The following is a 15723-nucleotide window of genomic DNA, read 5'->3' as shown; positions in this document are numbered from 1 at the left end:
CTGAGTGCCTTTCGCCGTGTTGCCCGTAGGTCGGCCGGGTCAAGCGGGTGTCCAGGGAGAGACGGGAAGCCGCAGCCCGAAGCGCAGCGCAGGGACCGGGTGAGCGGATCAGCGAAGCGGTGCCCTGGATGGCCGCGCAGCGCCCGGACTACCGTTCAGGGCAGGCGAAAGGGTCTCAGCGATGCAGCACGCCACCGGCGACGCGTGGGAGCGGTCCCGTGGACCGTGAGCGCGTCGCGTCCGCGACGTGCAGATGGAGCCGTTCCGGCGAGCCGCAGGCGCGGTTCTGCGGCCGTGTGCGGCCGTCGCTGGTGATCGCGGTGGTGATCGAGCTGGTGGCCGTTCTGCAGGGCAGGGCGGCCGCACTGGCCGGCGTGCGATCGGCACGCTGAAACTGTCTTGCGGCGCGTGCGCGAGGACGCCCGCCCCCAGCTTGGGGTTGTAAGCCGGAACCCCCGATTTTCCGTCTGGCCCGCAAAGCCAGCAGGCACAGCAAAAAAAAGGGGGCAAAGCCCCCTTGGTCAGAAGTGGCCCGCTTCAGCCATCGAAACGGTGCGGTTCCCTCCGACAACGATGTGGTCCAGCAGGCGCACTTCCACCAGCTCCAAGACCTCTCGCAGGCGTTTGGTCATCACCAAATCGGCCGAGCTGGGTGCCGGGTCCACGCTGGGGTGGTTATGTGACACGATCACGGCCGCCGCGTTCAGTTGCAGGGCTTTGCGCGCGACCTCGCGCATGTAGACCTGCGCCTCGTTCAATGTGCCTTGGAACATTTCGGCATACTCGATCAGCTGGTGCCTATGATCGAGGAAAATCACGCTGAACACCTCCCGCTCCAAGCCGCCAAGCTTGATCGCAAAATATTCGCGAACCTCACTTGGCCGGCTGAACTTCTGGCCACGCTTGGCCTTCGCCTCGATCGCAAAGCGCGCGGCATCGATGATCTGGTCAGGCGTTGCCTCGCTGTAGTTGCCGGCCGCATCGCGAACCATGAGAGCGGAAGAGAACATAGTCGTATCCAGGTAGCGGGCGGATTGCCCGGTCCCTTCGGGTCACGTCGCAGCGCAGCTGTCAGGGGTCGATAGACGGCCGCGGCCGCAAGCTCGGCATTTCGCCGAGCGCAGCCCTTGACCGCGAGAACGACGTGGCACGATGAACGGACCAGCAAGACAGCCCTATCTATCCGAAGCCATGACCGGCAAGCGCAGCGCGCAGGCCGTCAGGCCGGAGGCTCTTGCAGTGAGGGACGGCCCGGCGACGGCGCCATCAAAAGCGGGTTTGCAGTGGGGAGGTGAGGGTGGCTCTCTACCGGCGGCGGAAGCGTTGCTCTCGGCGCTGAAACCGCGCGTGCGCGGGTGAGGCGTTGTCCGTAGGGGGTTCCCCCCCTACACCCCGGATCGGGCCCCTGGTCGTCGGCAGCGCCGGCGGCGGCGTTGGCGACACGATCGCGGACCTGGTGAGCTTGAACTGTGACCAAGACACTTTCATCGTGCCGGCCAGGGCGTTGGCGACATGCCTCGGTCTGGCCAGCCGCCGGGCTGTCGCCAATCCTTGGTCACGGATCTCGCCGGCGACGCCGGCCAGGTCGTCACCAAGGCGCATCAGCGCCGCCGGCGCTGTCCACATATCCACGGTCCGCGTAGGGGCCTTCTATGGCACCCGCAGCGAGGCGGTGGGTATGTGGGCAGTCGCCAATGTCAGCCGCCACGGCAGGGGCGGCGCCGCTCACCGCGCCTTACTGAGACGGTGACGACAAATTCACGACGGAACACGCAGATTTGTCGGTAAGCGGCGCGGCGCGCCTGCTAAATTCCTTTGCAGGGCAATGCCTTGCTTCGCTCTGGCAGTATTGCGCCAGGCTTCGTCTGCTTGGTGACACTTCCATATCGAAAATTACATTTTTGTCGCCAACATAGTACAGTGTGGCCATGTAGCGCGGCAGTTTGGGGATGCAGATTTATGCATGTTGGTTCGCGTTCGCGCAGTGATGGTAAGCCGCCGAGGCACTACCGGCGTTCCTTGCTGTTCGCCGGACCCGAAAGGGATTGAAGCCCGAAGGGCCGAAACCGGCACAGCCGGGTTCGGTTTACGAAAGCCCGTCCCCAAACCCTGGCCGCAGGTCGGGGGATGGGGTGAGCCAGCTAGCTCGTTCTCTGAGCGGACCATGGAACCGAAATGATGCAAATCGATTACCAATATGCGGTGCTTTGGTAGTAGGATAGGAAAATTTTAAGATGAACGACCGAGACCGAGATCGCGACCGCCTCATGGGAGCCGCCCTACCACCCGTTTACCCACCCTGCACCCTGTCTAATTCTATTTTGGAGAGTGATCTGGAGTTGGCCGCCCAATATAATATTGTGAATCACATCAAGGTATTTGAAACGCCGAGCGGTTTTTACGTCACTGCCAAATTTGCAGATAGGAAGGGTGATTTTCTTAAACAGATCAAACCTATGGGGGTACCCGAGGCTTACTACGTTCTAGCGCAACTTCTTGGCGAGCCCGGCAAGGAGTGGTATTTGACCACTCGGAGGAATCGCGACAGACCGAGAATGTTTAAGGACTTGAAACGTCTCAACGATCTATTGTTGGAGAAAGATCCGCTAGACGGATTTACTCTGCTCCGCAACCAGGGATTACCGGGCGAGGCCCGACCGATGGCGGTTGTTGGGGATATGCCGGCCAGCGCCAAATTGGCAAAAAGCTGAAGCCAATATGGCGTAAGTGTTTTTACCAATATATGTTATTATGGTCTCCAGACCCAACAATGGAGGCCATATGTTGCTGGAGTTCATGGACCTTGCGCAGCAGTGCGCACCGACCGTCGCGCCGCAGACGATGGCGGCGCTTGTGCAAGTCGAGTCGGGTTTCAACCCGTATGCGGTTGGTGTGGTTGACGGGCGACTAGCCCGTCAACCCGTCAATCTTGAGGAAGCCGTCGCCACTGCGCAGCAATTGGAAGCGGGCGGCTGGAACTTTTCACTGGGCATCGCCCAGGTCAATCGGCACAACCTTCCGAAGTACAAGCTGACATATGCGCAGGCGTTCGACGCCTGCGCCAATCTGCGTGCGGGATCGAAGATCCTGCAAGACTGCTACGCGCGGGCGTCGGCCAAGCTGGCCAGCGAGAAAGACCCGCTGCACGCGGCGTTCTCTTGCTACTACTCCGGTAATTTCTCGCGCGGCTTCCGGCCCGACAAGGCGGGGCAGCCGAGCTACGTGCAGAAGGTACTCGCGAGCGCCGGGGTGGTGCCGAAGGCGATACCGGTCGTGCCGGCGATCGGCGCGCGCACGTCGCCCAACGCCCGCGTTCCGGCCGCTGAGCCGGCGCAGCCAGGCGATGCCACCGCCGCAGTGCCGCTCACTGCGGCGCCAGCGCCGAGCGAGCCGGCGGAGCCGGCCGACCACGCCTCAGTGCTGGTCGATCTCGATCCGCCGAAGCGATCGGCGCTGCCACAGCCGCCGGCTGCTCCGGTGGCTGACGATGCGGTGAAGCTGAAGGCGCAACAGCCGTCCGCATCGCCCACGCCGCCGGCCGACGCGGACGACTTTTCCGTCTTCTGACCAATTACCCGACACGAGCCAACGTATGAAACTCATGGTGGTGGAGAGTCCGAATAAGGTTGCCAGTATCCAAGGTTATCTCGGCGACGATTGGAAGGTGGTCGCGAGTGTGGGACATATTCGCGACTTGCCGCAGCGCGAATTTGGCATCAGTAAGCCTGGTTTTTTGCTTCAGTACGAATACATCCCGCCGCAGAAAGTCGGCGACCGCACGTTCCCTGGCGCTGCTGAGCGCGTGGCACGGATCAAACGCGAGGTCGCGAAAGCCGAGGTCGTCTACCTCGCGACCGATCCGGACCGCGAAGGCGAAGCGATCTCTTGGCATCTGAAGGAGGCGCTTCAGCTCGGCGAAGACGACTACGAGCGTGTGACGTTCACGGAGATCACGCCGAAGGCGATCCAAGCCTCGCTCCGCGCCGCCCGGCGCATCGACATGGATCTCGTGCATGCCCAGGAAGGGCGGCGCGCCCTCGATCGGTTCGTGGGCTACATGGTGTCGCCGCTGCTGTCGGACATGCTCGGCATGTCCCTCTCGGCAGGCAGGGTTCAAAGCGTGGCGGTGCGCCTGGTGGTGGAGTTGGAACGCCGCATCGCGGCGTTCAAATCCACCAAGCATTTCGGCGCGGTGGTGACGTTCGACGCCGGCGGCGGCGCGAAATGGTCGGCGCAGTGGGACACGAAGCCGTATGTGACCGAGGACAGCCCGTATGTGCTGGACGCGGCGCTGGCCGCGAAGGCGTCGCAATCGCGGCAATTCGTGGTCCTGGAGGCCAAGACGGAAGAGAAGTCGGAACGGCCGCCGTCGCCACTTTCGACGCTCGGCATGCTGCGCGCAGCTAGCACAGTCCTGAAGATGAGTTCTGCTGCGACGACGAAGGCGGCGCAAAAGCTCTTTGAGGACGGCCATATCACGTACATTCGTACTGACAGCGTGAACCTGAGCCCGGACGCAGCCGACAAGGTGCGTAGTTTCGCGGCGAGCCAGGGGATGGCGCTTTCGCCGGACGTGCGCAGATGGAAGGAAAAGGCCAGCGCGCAGGGCGGACACGCCGACGCCGTCCGGCCGACGCACATCGAGGTCGAGGAAGCCGGCGCGGACGAAGCCCAGCGGGCGCTCTATCGGTTGATCCGGCTGCGCACCCTAGTTTCGCAAATGGCCGACGCCCGATACACCGTCAATACGGTGCGCCTACGCGCCACCGATCGCGACGGCTTCGAATACGTCGCGCGTGGCCGCAAGATGATCGACGCCGGTTGGCGGGCGCTGTTGGAGCGCGATCCGGACGACGAAGAGAACAGCGACGAAGACGCCGCGAAGGACGGCCAGGTTCCGCGCCTGGCTGTCGGTGGTGATCTGCGCGCGATCGACGGCAAGGTGTTGGATAAGAAGACGGAGCCGCCGCGCCGTTTCACTGAGGCCACCTTGCTTCAAAAGCTTGAGGACGAAGGAGTCGGCCGGCCGGCGACATTCGCAGCGATCATGACGAACGTGCTGGGCCGCAGCTACGTCGAGCTGGACAAGAAGCGATACCTGCTGCCAACCGAGATCGGCGAGCTGGTGGTGGACAACCTGCTGCGCGGCCAATTCGGTTTCATGGAGCTGGGTTTCACCCGCGAGCTTGAGGTGCAGCTAGACGCCATCGCCGAAGGCAAGGCGTCGTATCGCGACGTGGTGGAACCGGCCTACACGCAGTTGAACGAGGAGCTGGCGCGCATCGCGGTCAGCGGCGAGTTCACGCCCCGCTTCAAATGCCCGAAGTGCGGCACGGGCATGCGTCGTTACGCCAAGCCCGGCAAGTCGCCGTTCTGGCGCTGCACGGCCCATGCTGAGACGTGCGGCCACTACATGGACGACGACAAGGGCAAGCCGGTCGAGCGAGCGGCGCACCCGTGCCCTCGCTGTGGTGAGACGCTCCGGCGCTTCAAGCGCAAGTCAGGTGGCGGCCTGGTGTGGGTCTGCCCGGCCGAGGCCTGCGAGACGTTCCTGGACGACGTGGGCGGCAAGCCTGTCGCCCTGCACACCTGTTCCAAGTGCAGCGCGCCGCTGCGGCGATACCAGAAGAAGGATCGCGAGACCGGCAAGCCGACAGGCGCCTTTGGCTGGTTCTGCACCGACACCGAGAACTGCAAGACCTTCATGGACGACGACAAGGGCAGGCCCGTCGCGATCAAGAAAGCGCCGTGCCCGAAGTGCGGCAAGGCGATGTACCGCCGCAAGGGCGACCATGGCTGGTGGTGGGGCTGTAGCGGCTACCGTGAGGGCTGCAAGACCATCATGGACGACGACAAGGGCAAGCCCGTGCCGAGGGCGGCCAAGGGTGCCACCAAGTCCACCAGCTCGCCGGCGAAGGCCAAGGCCAAGGCGAAGCCTGCGGCTAAGCCGAAGTTGCGCCGGTAGGGAAGTAGGGCTTGTGTGCGATACCAAAACACATCATTTTGGTATTCAATGCGATACAATTTGGTTGCCTGATGCGGCGCCTCGGGGGGGAAGTAGCACACAAGAGCACACGCGGTAACACCGCACACCATCACTTTTACTAGGACTGGACACTCTATGAAGAAGCTTGCTTTCACCGGCGCTAAGTCGCCGTCCCGCACCGCGCTGCTGAGCGTAGCCGCACTGGCTGCTGCAATGGTCATCGCCGGCCCGGCTGCGGCCGAAGGCCTGGAAAAGGTCAATCAGGGTGTCGAAAACGTCCTGAGCGTCTTGAACGTGATTTCCGTGTCTATCGTCACGATCGCCGTGATTGTGGCCGGCTATAAGATGGCGTTCGCGCACGCCCGTTTCATCGACGTGGTGCCGATCCTGGGCGGCGGCATCCTCATCGGTGCCGCTCCCCAGTTGGCGCGCTTCCTCATCAACTGAGGGTGGCCGACGATGGCGACGGGATCAGACTCCGCCGGCTCGCGCAGAGCCACCTACACGAAAGATCCGCTGTTCAAGGGATGCACGCGACCGGCGATGATTATGGGTGTCCCGGTGGTGCCCTTCGTCATCGTCGGCGGCAGCCTCATGCTGGTGACGATCTGGACGTCAATCTTCTGCATCGTGCTAGTGCCCGTCGCCATCATGGTCATGCGGCACATCACGAAGTCGGACGATCAGCAATTCAGGCTCCTTTGGCTGAAGATCCTTTTTCGGCTCATCAACTACAACCGCAACGGTAGCTTCTGGCGGTCATCCGCCTGGAGCCCCGTTGCGTTCAAGAAACGGAAATGAGGCGTATGAATGCACAGGCCAGGTATCAGCAGCAGTTGAACGGCGAGCGCTCGATCTCGCCGTTTATTCCGTACAGCAGCCAGGTATCGCCCGACACGATCGTGACGCTGGAAGGCGATTACGTGCGCACCTGGCGGCTCGCCGGGTTGGCGTGGGAGACGGCAGACCCGGAAGAACTGTTGCAGCGCAAGGAAGAACTTAACACCCTGTACCGCTCCATCGCGAGCGAGCATGTTGCGATGTGGACGCACATTCTCCATCGCAAGACGACCGACCGGCTCGTTTCGCACTTCGACAATGAGTTCTGCCGCCAACTTGACGAGAAGTATTACGCCTCGTTCACCGGCTACAAGATGATGGCGAACGAGCTTTACGTCACGCTCGTTTACCGTCCGCATCCTTCACGCATCGGCAAGCTGTTTTCCAAGGCAAGCCGTCGTTCGCACGCCGAGATCATCGCGGATCAGCGCAGGGCGCTTCGCAGGCTCGATGAGCTTGCATCGCAGGTGGAGGCGAGCATGCGCCGCTATGGCGGTGATGAGCGCCGTGGTATCGAAGTATTGCGGACCTACGACAAGGGTGGCGCGCTCCATTCCCAGCAGTTGGAGTTCTTGAACTACCTGCTGACCGGTGAGTGGCAGCCGGTACGCGTGCCGCAGGCGCCGTTGAACGAGTACCTGGGCAATGCCTGGGTATTCGCCGGCACGGAGACGATCGAAATTCGCACGCCGGTCTCTACGCGGTTTGCGCGCTGCATCGATTTCAAGGACTACCCGGAGAACACCGAGCCGGGCATCCTCAACATGCTCATGTATAAGGGCTTTGAGTATGTGGTGACGCAGTCGTTCTCCTTCATGCCCAAGCGCGACGGCGTAGACTTCCTGGATCGCCAGGAGAAGCGCTTGCGCAATACGGAGGACGGCAGCGTGTCGCAGTTGGTCGCTATGGCAGAGGCCAAGGACAGCCTTATCAACGGCGAGTTTGCGATGGGTGAGTACCATTTTTCGATGATGGTATTTGGCGACAGCATGGACTCGGTGCGTAGCAATACCACTGAGGCGATGACGACGTTGCAGAATGAGGGCTTCCTTGCGGCGTTGGTCAACACCGCAACGGACGCGGCGTTCTATGCACAACTGCCCTGCAATTTCCGCTTCCGACCGCGCATCGCCGGACTGACATCGCAGAACTTCGCCTGCTTGGCTGGTTTCCATAACTTCCGCGCCGGCAAGCGCGACGGCAATCCGTGGGGCCAGGCGCTGACTCTGCTCAAAACGCCGTCCGGTCAGCCGGCCTATCTGAACTTCCATTTCTCCAAGGGAGACGAGGACAACTACGATCAGAAGTTGCTCGGCAACACGCGCGTGATTGGTCAGTCCGGCTCGGGCAAGACCGTGCTTTTGAACTTCTGCATGTGCCAGGCGCAGAAGTACAAGCACAACGCGCCGATGGGCTTGTGCTTCATCTTCTTCGACAAGGATCAGGGCGCGAAGGCCACGATCTTGGCGAGCGGCGGCAAGTACCTGGCTGTCCGCAACGGCCAGCCGACCGGCTTCAACCCGCTTCAGATGGAGCCCACTGAAGCGAACATCCTGTTCCTTCAGCGGCTGGTGCGCTCGCTGGTCAGCAGCGGCGGCAATCGCGTCACGACTGAGGATGAGCGCCGCATCGAGCATGCGGTGCGCACAGTGATGGGCATGCCGAAGGCGCTGCGTCGTCTTTCAACGGTACTTCAGAACATCACCGAGGGCAGCGACAAGGAAGATCGCGAGAACAGCGTGGCCAAGCGCCTGGCGAAGTGGTGTGCCGACGATGGTTATGGCAAGACCGGTTCGCTCGCCTGGGCGCTGGATTGCGCGCACGATCAAATCGACTTCACGACTCACACGACCTACGGTTTCGATGGCACGGACTTCCTCGACAATGAGGACGTTCGCACGCCGATCTCCATGTATCTGCTTCATCGCATGGAATCGGTCATCGACGGCCGCCGCTTCATCTACTGGATGGATGAGGCGTGGAAGTGGGTCGATGACGATGCGTTCAGCGACTTCGCCGGCAACAAGCAATTGACGATCCGCAAGCAGAACGGCCTCGGCGTCTTCGCGACGCAGATGCCGAGTAGCTTGCTGAAGTCGAAGATCGCATCCCAGCTCGTGCAGCAGGTTGCGACCGAGATCTACCTGCCGAACCCGAAGGCCGATTATCACGAGTACGTGGACGGCTTTAAGGTGACCGAACATGAGTACAAGATCATCAAGTCGATGAGCGAGGACAGTCGCTTGATGATCGTGAAGCAAGGCCACCAATCGATGATCTGTCGTCTCGACCTGGGCGGGATGGGTGACGAGCTGGCGATACTGTCCGGTAGTTCGGACAACAACGAGCTGTTGGATGAGATTATCGCCGAGGTCGGCGACGATCCGAGCCTATGGCTTCCCGTGTTCCACCAGCGCCGCAAGGCTCGCGTGGTGGCGTCCAAGAAATCCAACTGACGAGGTAGCGCTATGAATCAGCAGGTCGCGACCGAGATTTATCTGCCGAACCCGAAGGCCGATTATCACGAGTACGTGGACGGTTTTAAGGTGACCGAAGACGAGTACAAGATCATCAAAGTCGACGAGCGAAGCCAGTCGCTTGTGGTGACGTCCAAGAAATCCAACTGACGAGGTAGCGCTATGAAGAAGTACGCATTGATCCTGGCCGCCACGCTTGCCCTCTCGGGCACGGCGTTCGCCGGTGTCCCGGTGACGGTGATCGCCGACGTGCCGGCAATCACCAATCAGATTGAGACCATGGCCAAGTGGAAGGCCCAATACGACCAGATGGTCAGCCAGATTAACCAAATGCAGAAGCAATACGACGCAGTCACTGGCCCGCGCGGCCTGGGTCAGATCATGAATAACCCTGCGCTGCGCGACTATCTGCCGTCCGACTGGCAAAAGGTCTACGACTCCGTCCGCACCGGTGGCTACAACGGCCTTAGCGGCTCCGCAGCGGCAATCTACGACGCCAACAAGGTTTTCGACGCCTGCGGGCGTATGGCGGCCGGAGCGCAGCGCACCGCGTGCGAGGCCGCAGCGGTGAAGCCTGCGCAGGACAAGGCGTTCGCCGGCGAGGCGTATGCCGCCGCGAAATCGCGTCTGGATCAAATCAACTCGCTCATGGGCCAGATCAACCAGACGCAAGACCCGAAGGCGATCGCCGAGCTGCAAGGACGCATCGCGTCCGAGCAAGCCATGATCGCCAACGAGCAGACCAAGCTCCAGTTGTTCCAGATGATGGCGCAGGCTGATGAGAAGCTTCAGGAGCAGCGCCAGCGCGAGATCAACGCCAAGCTCAATGCCCGGCGCGGATATTCCGCGTTGCAGCCAGTCCAGTTCTGAGGGGTATTTCAGCCATGTATAAGGTTTTGTTTATCGCTTTGCTCATGCTTTCGTTGGCTGGATGCGGCGACAGCGAACCGACTCGGACGGTTTCGGAATACAAGGCCGACAAGGAGCTGCGGGCTTCGACGTTGGCGGCTTGTAAGAATAACCCCGGCGATAAGGGGTTATCGCCAAACTGCATCAACGCAGGTCACGCCGAGAACGAAGTGTTGAACGCGAGGCGTGGTTATACTCCTTTGAAGCCGGTGAAGTTCTAAGAGGCTATAAACATGTCCGATCCCATGATTTTTCAATTCACAGGCGACTGCATCACCAGTGCCATTGGTGCCTATGTTGAAACCACGGTTCCGGCCGTGATCGTCAAGGTTACAGCGACGGCTGTACTGATGGGCACGCTCTATTATTCCGTCATGGGGATTTTAATGGCCCTGGGTCGCGTCGATGGGCCATTTTCACAGTTCATGCTTTCTGCCGGAAAATTTCTTCTAATCAGCGCAATTGCTCTGAACTCAAGCACTTATATGGATTTCGTGGTATCTGCCGGTCACGATCTAGAGACCGGTATCACACAGGCATTTGCAGGAAAATATGGCGCCAACCCTTCGACGGTCTATCAAGTTATTGACGAGTCGGTTGGCAAAGGCTGGGATTTAGCCGGCGAGCTTTGGAATCGCGCGGCGGATAGGGGTATTACTGAGATCGGGATGATGTTCGGCGAGTATTTCGAGGCGATCATCATTGCGATGGCAACACTTATTATTGCGATCCCCGCTGGCGCAATGATTGTGTCAGCGAAGTTCGTGCTTGAATTGCTCCTGGGTATCGGGCCGTTCTTCGTCATGCTGCTTATGTGGCCGGTCACGAAGGAGTTCTTTGATCGCTGGTTTGGGGAGGTAATTACCACCGTTCTACAAATCGCTTTGGTTAGTGCAGTACTGGCCTTTGCTATGAAGGTCTTCGTTGCAGTGGTTTCCGCCACCAATATTGACAGCCCGGATGCAAGCCCGTTCTTTGACTCTTTGCGCCTGATTGCAATCACAGTGGTCATGTTGTGGCTGATGTACGTCGCCTATCAGAAAGGTGGGGCACTTGGCGGAGGCATGACCTCGGCCGCGATTACATTAGGTGGACTGGCGGCCCGCGCATCCGGTGTGGGTTCGGCCGTTGTTGGGGCGGTCAATCCCGTGTCCACTCGTCGCGATCTTGAGTCCGGCATGATGGTCACGGCTGGCCGAACTAATCATTTTATCGCCGGCAACACGATGTGGAACCCATCGTATATGCAGCATGTCCTCGACAATGTCGGCAAGAATTGGGGCCGCGCACACGGCGGATCTATCAGCAATTAACCAGTAACCGCTCAGGCAATGACTGCCTGGGCGGCTTTTTTTTGCCTTGCGAATTCCAATATTACCCATATTGGATAGGTCAAATGGTACAATTTGGCTCCCGCATTCCCAGGATTAAGGATATGAAACAGTGCATTACCTTGCTTTGCCTTGTCGCCATGCTGGCGGGATGTGCGAGCAACGCAGCCGTCGTCCCGGCACTAGAGGGACGGGCACGCGTGCCGGTGAACAAGCAGATCCCGGCGCAAGCCCCGGTCACACAGCAGCCGACCAGCTCTGCGCAGGGGGAATGACCATGTTCGGACGCAATAAGCCCGCAAAGGTGCATTCCACCATGTCGCAAAGCGCCGACGGCGCGCACACTCAGGTCACGGCTGAAGACAGTCCGCATTACGCTCAGGCGATCGGTTGGGAAGCTTCCCGCACGCTTGCCCTGGAACAATCTGAGCGGCGCGCCTGGCGCGTCGCCGGCGCGTTCGGCGTCGCCTTCGTCCTCATGGCGATAGGCATTGCGGTCATGGCACCGCTGAAGGAAAGCATTCCCTACGTTATCCGCGTGGACAGCGCGACGGGCGTGCCTGATCTCGTCACCGCGCTCGATACCAAGGGCGTGGGATACGACGAGGCGATGGACCGGTATTGGCTGGCCCAGTACGTGCGCGCCCGCGAGACCTACGACTGGTACACGCTGCAAAAGGACTACGACACGGTAGGCCTTCTGTCGGCGGCCAATGTCGCTAAGGCATACGGCGAGCTGTTCACCGGCGACAACGCGCTGGACAAGAAATTCGGATCGCAGGTCCGTGCGACGGTTGAGATTGTCAGCGTTGTTCCTAATGGCGATGGCGTCGGCACGGTCAGGTTCATAAAGACGACAAAGCGAGCCGAAGAAACCGGCCGTGGGCAGGTCACGCGCTGGATCGCGACGATCGCCTACAAGTACCAGAACCCATCGGTCTTGAAAGAGTCCGCACGGCTGACCAATCCCCTCGGCTTCCAGGTCACGAGCTATCGCGCCGATCCGGAGTTGACGACGGAGGGCACGCGATGAAGCGCCTATCTCTCGCGCTCGCGGCTGTGCTGGTGTCGGTCCCAGCCTTCGCGATGGATGTTCCGTCCAGTTCACGATTCGACAACCGCATTCAGTACGTCAACTACAACGTCGGCGACGTTGTGCTGGTGCGGGCTCTGCCTGGCCTCGGCGTGCGTATTGTTTTCGCCCCTGGCGAGAACATCGTGGATGTTGGCACCGGCTTTTCGCAGGGCTGGGAGTTCCGCAAGAGCGGGAACATCCTGTTCCTCAAGCCGAAGTCGGTAAAGACCGGCGGCAATGACGGTCAAGTCATGGCGCCGGAAGCTGGGAAGTGGAACACCAACTTGATGGTGACCACTGACCAGCGGCTTTACGACTTCGATCTCCAATTGCTGCCTGGTAGCAACGACGGGGCACCGGCGCGCAACCAACGCGTCGCCTACCGTGTGGAGTTCCGCTACCCGGCAGATGAGGCGCGGGCGAAGGCGCGCCAGGCCGACAAGAAGGAGGCGGAGGCACGCCTGGCGGCGAAGCCGGCGCCGATGAACTGGCATTACTCGATGCAGGTTGGCGAGGATTCGGAGGCCATCGCGCCGTCGATGGCCTACGACGATGGTCGGTTCACGTACCTACGTTTCCCGAACAACCGCGACTTTCCGACCGTCTTCCTCGTCGCCGGCGACAAGTCGGAAAGCATCGTCAATGCGAATGTCGATCCGAGCGCGCCGGATATTCTGGTCGTGCACCGTGTCGCCCGTGAAATGGTGTTGCGCCTCGGATCGGCAGTCGTCGGTATCTATAACGATTCTTACAACATGGACGGCGTGCCGACCAACACTGGGACGACGGTTCCGGGCGTGGAACGTGTCATCAAGTCCGGTGAGGTGAAGTGATGAGCGAGGCAAATACTCAACCCGAGCTGGCGGCCCTGCCTGGCGAACGTGGAATGCCGAGCGTCAATGACAGTCAGCGCGGTAGAGGCATGAAAGTCGCGTTCGTCATCGGGGTCATCGTGATCTTGATGGCACTCGTGTCGCTGGCGCTGTTGAAGTACACGGGCAAGAAGTCCGCAGCGGCCACCAAGAAAGCCTCCATGGAGGCGCCGGCGCTACCGGCCAGGTCGTTCACCGCACCGCCTGCGTCTCCCACGCCTCCAGCGCCGGCGGAGGCCGTGCCTGGCGTGCAGCCGACAGCGACGGCGCCCTCGGTTCCCGGCAGCGCCACTGGCGAGGAAGCCCGCCCACCGGCCAAGTTGGACAAGTCGGCCTCGTCCTTGATGGTGGTCAGCGACGATGCGGCCTCGGGTGGCGGCGCCAGCGGCGCGCAGAGCGCGGCAGGCGCCGGCGCACGACTCGGCCTGGAGCCTTCCGGCACCGATGGCGGTGGCCCGATGGCGAGCCTCCTGAGCGGCACGAAGACTGACGCCCGCAAGGCCGGGATGATCGGCAATCGCAATTTCATCCTGGCGAAGGGCAGTTCCATCGACTGCGCGTTGCAAACACGGCTCGACTCCACCGTGCCGGGGATGACCGCGTGCGTGGTCACCCGCAACATTTTCAGCGACAACGGCAAGGTGCTGCTCATCGAGCGCGGCTCGACGGTCACCGGCGAGTATCAGTCGAACATGCGCCAAGGCATGGCGCGGATCTACGTGCTGTGGACGCGGGTCAAGACGCCGAATGGCGTCGTCGTCAATCTCGACTCGCCCGGCGCTGACGCGCTCGGTGGCGCTGGACTGCCCGGTTACGTGGATAACCATTTCTGGAAGCGGTTCGGCGGCGCCTTGATGCTGAGCCTGGTGGACGACACTGCGCGTTTCGCGACGCAAGGGAACGGCAGCAGCAGCGGCAGCAATCAGTTCAATTTCAACTCGACTGGCGAGGCCAGTAGCAACATGGCAGCGGAGGCGCTGAAGAACACCATCAACATTCCCCCTACCCTCTACAAGAACCAAGGCGAGCAAATCGCGATTTTCATCGCCCGCGATCTCGACTTTTCGAGTGTTTACGATGTCCAGACCCAGTGAAATTAACACTATTGGAGCGTGTGTGATGTCCAGAACCGTTGAAAATGAAACTGGTGGAGTGGGGTTCGATCGAGCGTCGTCTGTACGACATTTGATGGAGCCGCTGAGACCATGGATGAGCGATAGCTCCATTACCGAGATATGCGTCAATCGGCCGGGTGAAGTCTTTATCGAGCGCGAAAGTCACTGGGAGCGTCACGAAGAACCTGGGCTGACGTATGCACACCTGGAGTCGCTTGGCACTGCCATTGCCAGATACGGCAACGATACGCTGGATGATGCCAAGCCGATCCTCTCAGGCATCCTTCCCGATGGCGAGCGCGTGCAAATTGTTCGGCCGGATGCCTGCGAACACGGGACGTACTCGTACACGATCCGCAAGCCATCGCTCAGTCGGCGCAACCTGGAGGACTACAACCGCCAGGGCTTTTTCAAGCACGTCAGGCCGGTATCAACCGGCCTGACGAGTGCAGAGCGTGAGCTGCTGGAACTGCGCTCGACCGGCGACACGCTCGGCTTCCTCCGGCGTGCAGTCCAGTTGGACAAAGTGATCGTCGTCGCCGGCGAGACCGGCTCGGGCAAGACAACGTTCATGAAGGCGTTGATGCAGGAAATTCCTTGCGACCAACGCCTCATCACGATCGAGGACACGCCCGAGCTGATCCTGCCAGACCATCCGAACCACGTGCATCTGTTCTACAAGAGCGAGGCGAATGAAGAGGATGGCGCGATCGTCACTCCGGCGTCGCTGCTGAAGAGTTGCCTTCGCATGAAGCCGACGCGCATCCTCCTGGCGGAGCTGCGTAGCGGCGAAACCTACGACTTCCTGAACGTCGCGGCCTCGGGTCACCGTGGCAGCATTACTAGCGTGCATGCGGGGTCGTGCGACCTGGCCTTTGAACGGCTGGCCTTGATGGTTCTGCAGAACCGCCAGGGGCGCCAGTTGCCGTATCCGGTGATCCGCCGGCTGCTGCACCTGGTTGTCGATGTCGTGGTGCATATCACCAACGACACCGACGAAGGTGGCTTTGGCCGGCACATCACCGAGCTTTGGTACGACCCCGATGCCAAGCGAGCGCTTGGCAAGATCGAGGCGTGATGTTGGCGACAGTCACGAGCTGGCCAGGTCGTCGCGCTGT

General features: G+C 60.9%; 16 protein-coding genes. 15 read left to right on the top strand and 1 reads right to left on the bottom strand.

Going from position 1 to position 15723, the window contains the following annotated elements; translation table 11 throughout:
- The first annotated feature begins 218 nt into the window (after positions 1–218).
- The gene (locus XCSCFBP4642_RS29270) at positions 219–392 is read left to right on the top strand and encodes a hypothetical protein (protein ID WP_160170388.1); all 174 of its coding nucleotides are present in this window, start codon (positions 219–221) and stop codon (positions 390–392) included.
- Positions 393–521: 129 nt separating this feature from the next.
- Here XCSCFBP4642_RS29270 and XCSCFBP4642_RS0117255 read toward each other — a convergent pair whose 3' ends face one another.
- The gene (locus tag XCSCFBP4642_RS0117255; protein WP_033898491.1) at positions 522–1010 is read right to left on the bottom strand and encodes a JAB domain-containing protein; all 489 of its coding nucleotides are present in this window, start codon (positions 1008–1010) and stop codon (positions 522–524) included.
- A gap of 1224 nt (positions 1011–2234) precedes the next feature.
- On the opposite strand from XCSCFBP4642_RS0117255, the gene XCSCFBP4642_RS0117245 reads away from it, so the two are divergent.
- From XCSCFBP4642_RS0117245 to virB11, 14 genes are all read left to right on the top strand, one after another.
- Complete coding sequence (locus XCSCFBP4642_RS0117245; RefSeq protein WP_029220882.1) at positions 2235–2711, top strand: hypothetical protein; 477 nt, start codon at positions 2235–2237, stop codon at positions 2709–2711.
- A 70-nt stretch (positions 2712–2781) separates the two neighbouring features.
- Positions 2782–3567, top strand: a complete 786-nt coding sequence (locus tag XCSCFBP4642_RS0117240; protein ID WP_084624570.1) for a lytic transglycosylase domain-containing protein — start codon at positions 2782–2784, stop codon at positions 3565–3567.
- 25 nt (positions 3568–3592) lie between these two features.
- Complete coding sequence (locus XCSCFBP4642_RS0117235; RefSeq protein WP_029220880.1) at positions 3593–5965, top strand: DNA topoisomerase; 2373 nt, start codon at positions 3593–3595, stop codon at positions 5963–5965.
- Between the two features lie 156 nt (positions 5966–6121).
- A complete protein-coding gene (locus XCSCFBP4642_RS0117230) occupies positions 6122–6433 on the top strand; it encodes a TrbC/VirB2 family protein (protein ID WP_029220879.1) in 312 nt (103 codons plus the stop codon).
- 12 nt (positions 6434–6445) lie between these two features.
- A complete protein-coding gene (locus XCSCFBP4642_RS0117225; protein WP_015462658.1) occupies positions 6446–6787 on the top strand; it encodes a VirB3 family type IV secretion system protein in 342 nt (113 codons plus the stop codon).
- 5 nt (positions 6788–6792) lie between these two features.
- Complete coding sequence (locus XCSCFBP4642_RS0117220; protein ID WP_029220878.1) at positions 6793–9282, top strand: VirB4 family type IV secretion/conjugal transfer ATPase; 2490 nt, start codon at positions 6793–6795, stop codon at positions 9280–9282.
- A gap of 12 nt (positions 9283–9294) precedes the next feature.
- The gene (locus XCSCFBP4642_RS25165) at positions 9295–9453 is read left to right on the top strand and encodes a hypothetical protein (protein ID WP_029220877.1); all 159 of its coding nucleotides are present in this window, start codon (positions 9295–9297) and stop codon (positions 9451–9453) included.
- A gap of 12 nt (positions 9454–9465) precedes the next feature.
- Positions 9466–10173, top strand: coding sequence for a P-type DNA transfer protein VirB5 (virB5, locus tag XCSCFBP4642_RS0117210; RefSeq protein WP_029220876.1), 708 nt, complete (start codon positions 9466–9468; stop codon positions 10171–10173).
- 14 nt (positions 10174–10187) lie between these two features.
- On the top strand, positions 10188–10433 hold the full coding sequence (locus XCSCFBP4642_RS25160) for an EexN family lipoprotein (RefSeq protein ID WP_033898489.1): 246 nt from the start codon (positions 10188–10190) through the stop codon (positions 10431–10433).
- Positions 10434–10445: 12 nt separating this feature from the next.
- Positions 10446–11525: a TrbL/VirB6 family protein gene (locus XCSCFBP4642_RS25155; RefSeq protein WP_033898488.1), complete on the top strand. Its 1080-nt coding sequence runs from the start codon at positions 10446–10448 to the stop codon at positions 11523–11525.
- Positions 11526–11814: 289 nt separating this feature from the next.
- A complete protein-coding gene (locus XCSCFBP4642_RS0117190; RefSeq protein ID WP_084624569.1) occupies positions 11815–12576 on the top strand; it encodes a VirB8 family type IV secretion system protein in 762 nt (253 codons plus the stop codon).
- A complete protein-coding gene (gene virB9 / locus XCSCFBP4642_RS0117185; protein ID WP_029220873.1) occupies positions 12573–13451 on the top strand; it encodes a P-type conjugative transfer protein VirB9 in 879 nt (292 codons plus the stop codon). The genes XCSCFBP4642_RS0117190 and virB9 overlap by 4 nt, the downstream gene beginning before the upstream one ends.
- Positions 13451–14584, top strand: a complete 1134-nt coding sequence (virB10, locus tag XCSCFBP4642_RS0117180; RefSeq protein WP_029220872.1) for a type IV secretion system protein VirB10 — start codon at positions 13451–13453, stop codon at positions 14582–14584. The genes virB9 and virB10 overlap by 1 nt, the downstream gene beginning before the upstream one ends.
- Positions 14585–14699: 115 nt before the next feature.
- The gene (gene virB11, locus XCSCFBP4642_RS0117175) at positions 14700–15683 is read left to right on the top strand and encodes a P-type DNA transfer ATPase VirB11 (RefSeq protein WP_033898487.1); all 984 of its coding nucleotides are present in this window, start codon (positions 14700–14702) and stop codon (positions 15681–15683) included.
- Positions 15684–15723: the final 40 nt, after the last annotated feature.

This window comes from Xanthomonas cassavae CFBP 4642, assembly GCF_000454545.1.
GTDB classification, from domain to species: Bacteria; Pseudomonadota; Gammaproteobacteria; order Xanthomonadales; family Xanthomonadaceae; genus Xanthomonas; species Xanthomonas cassavae.
This window is presented reverse-complemented; position numbering and strand designations above follow the sequence as displayed.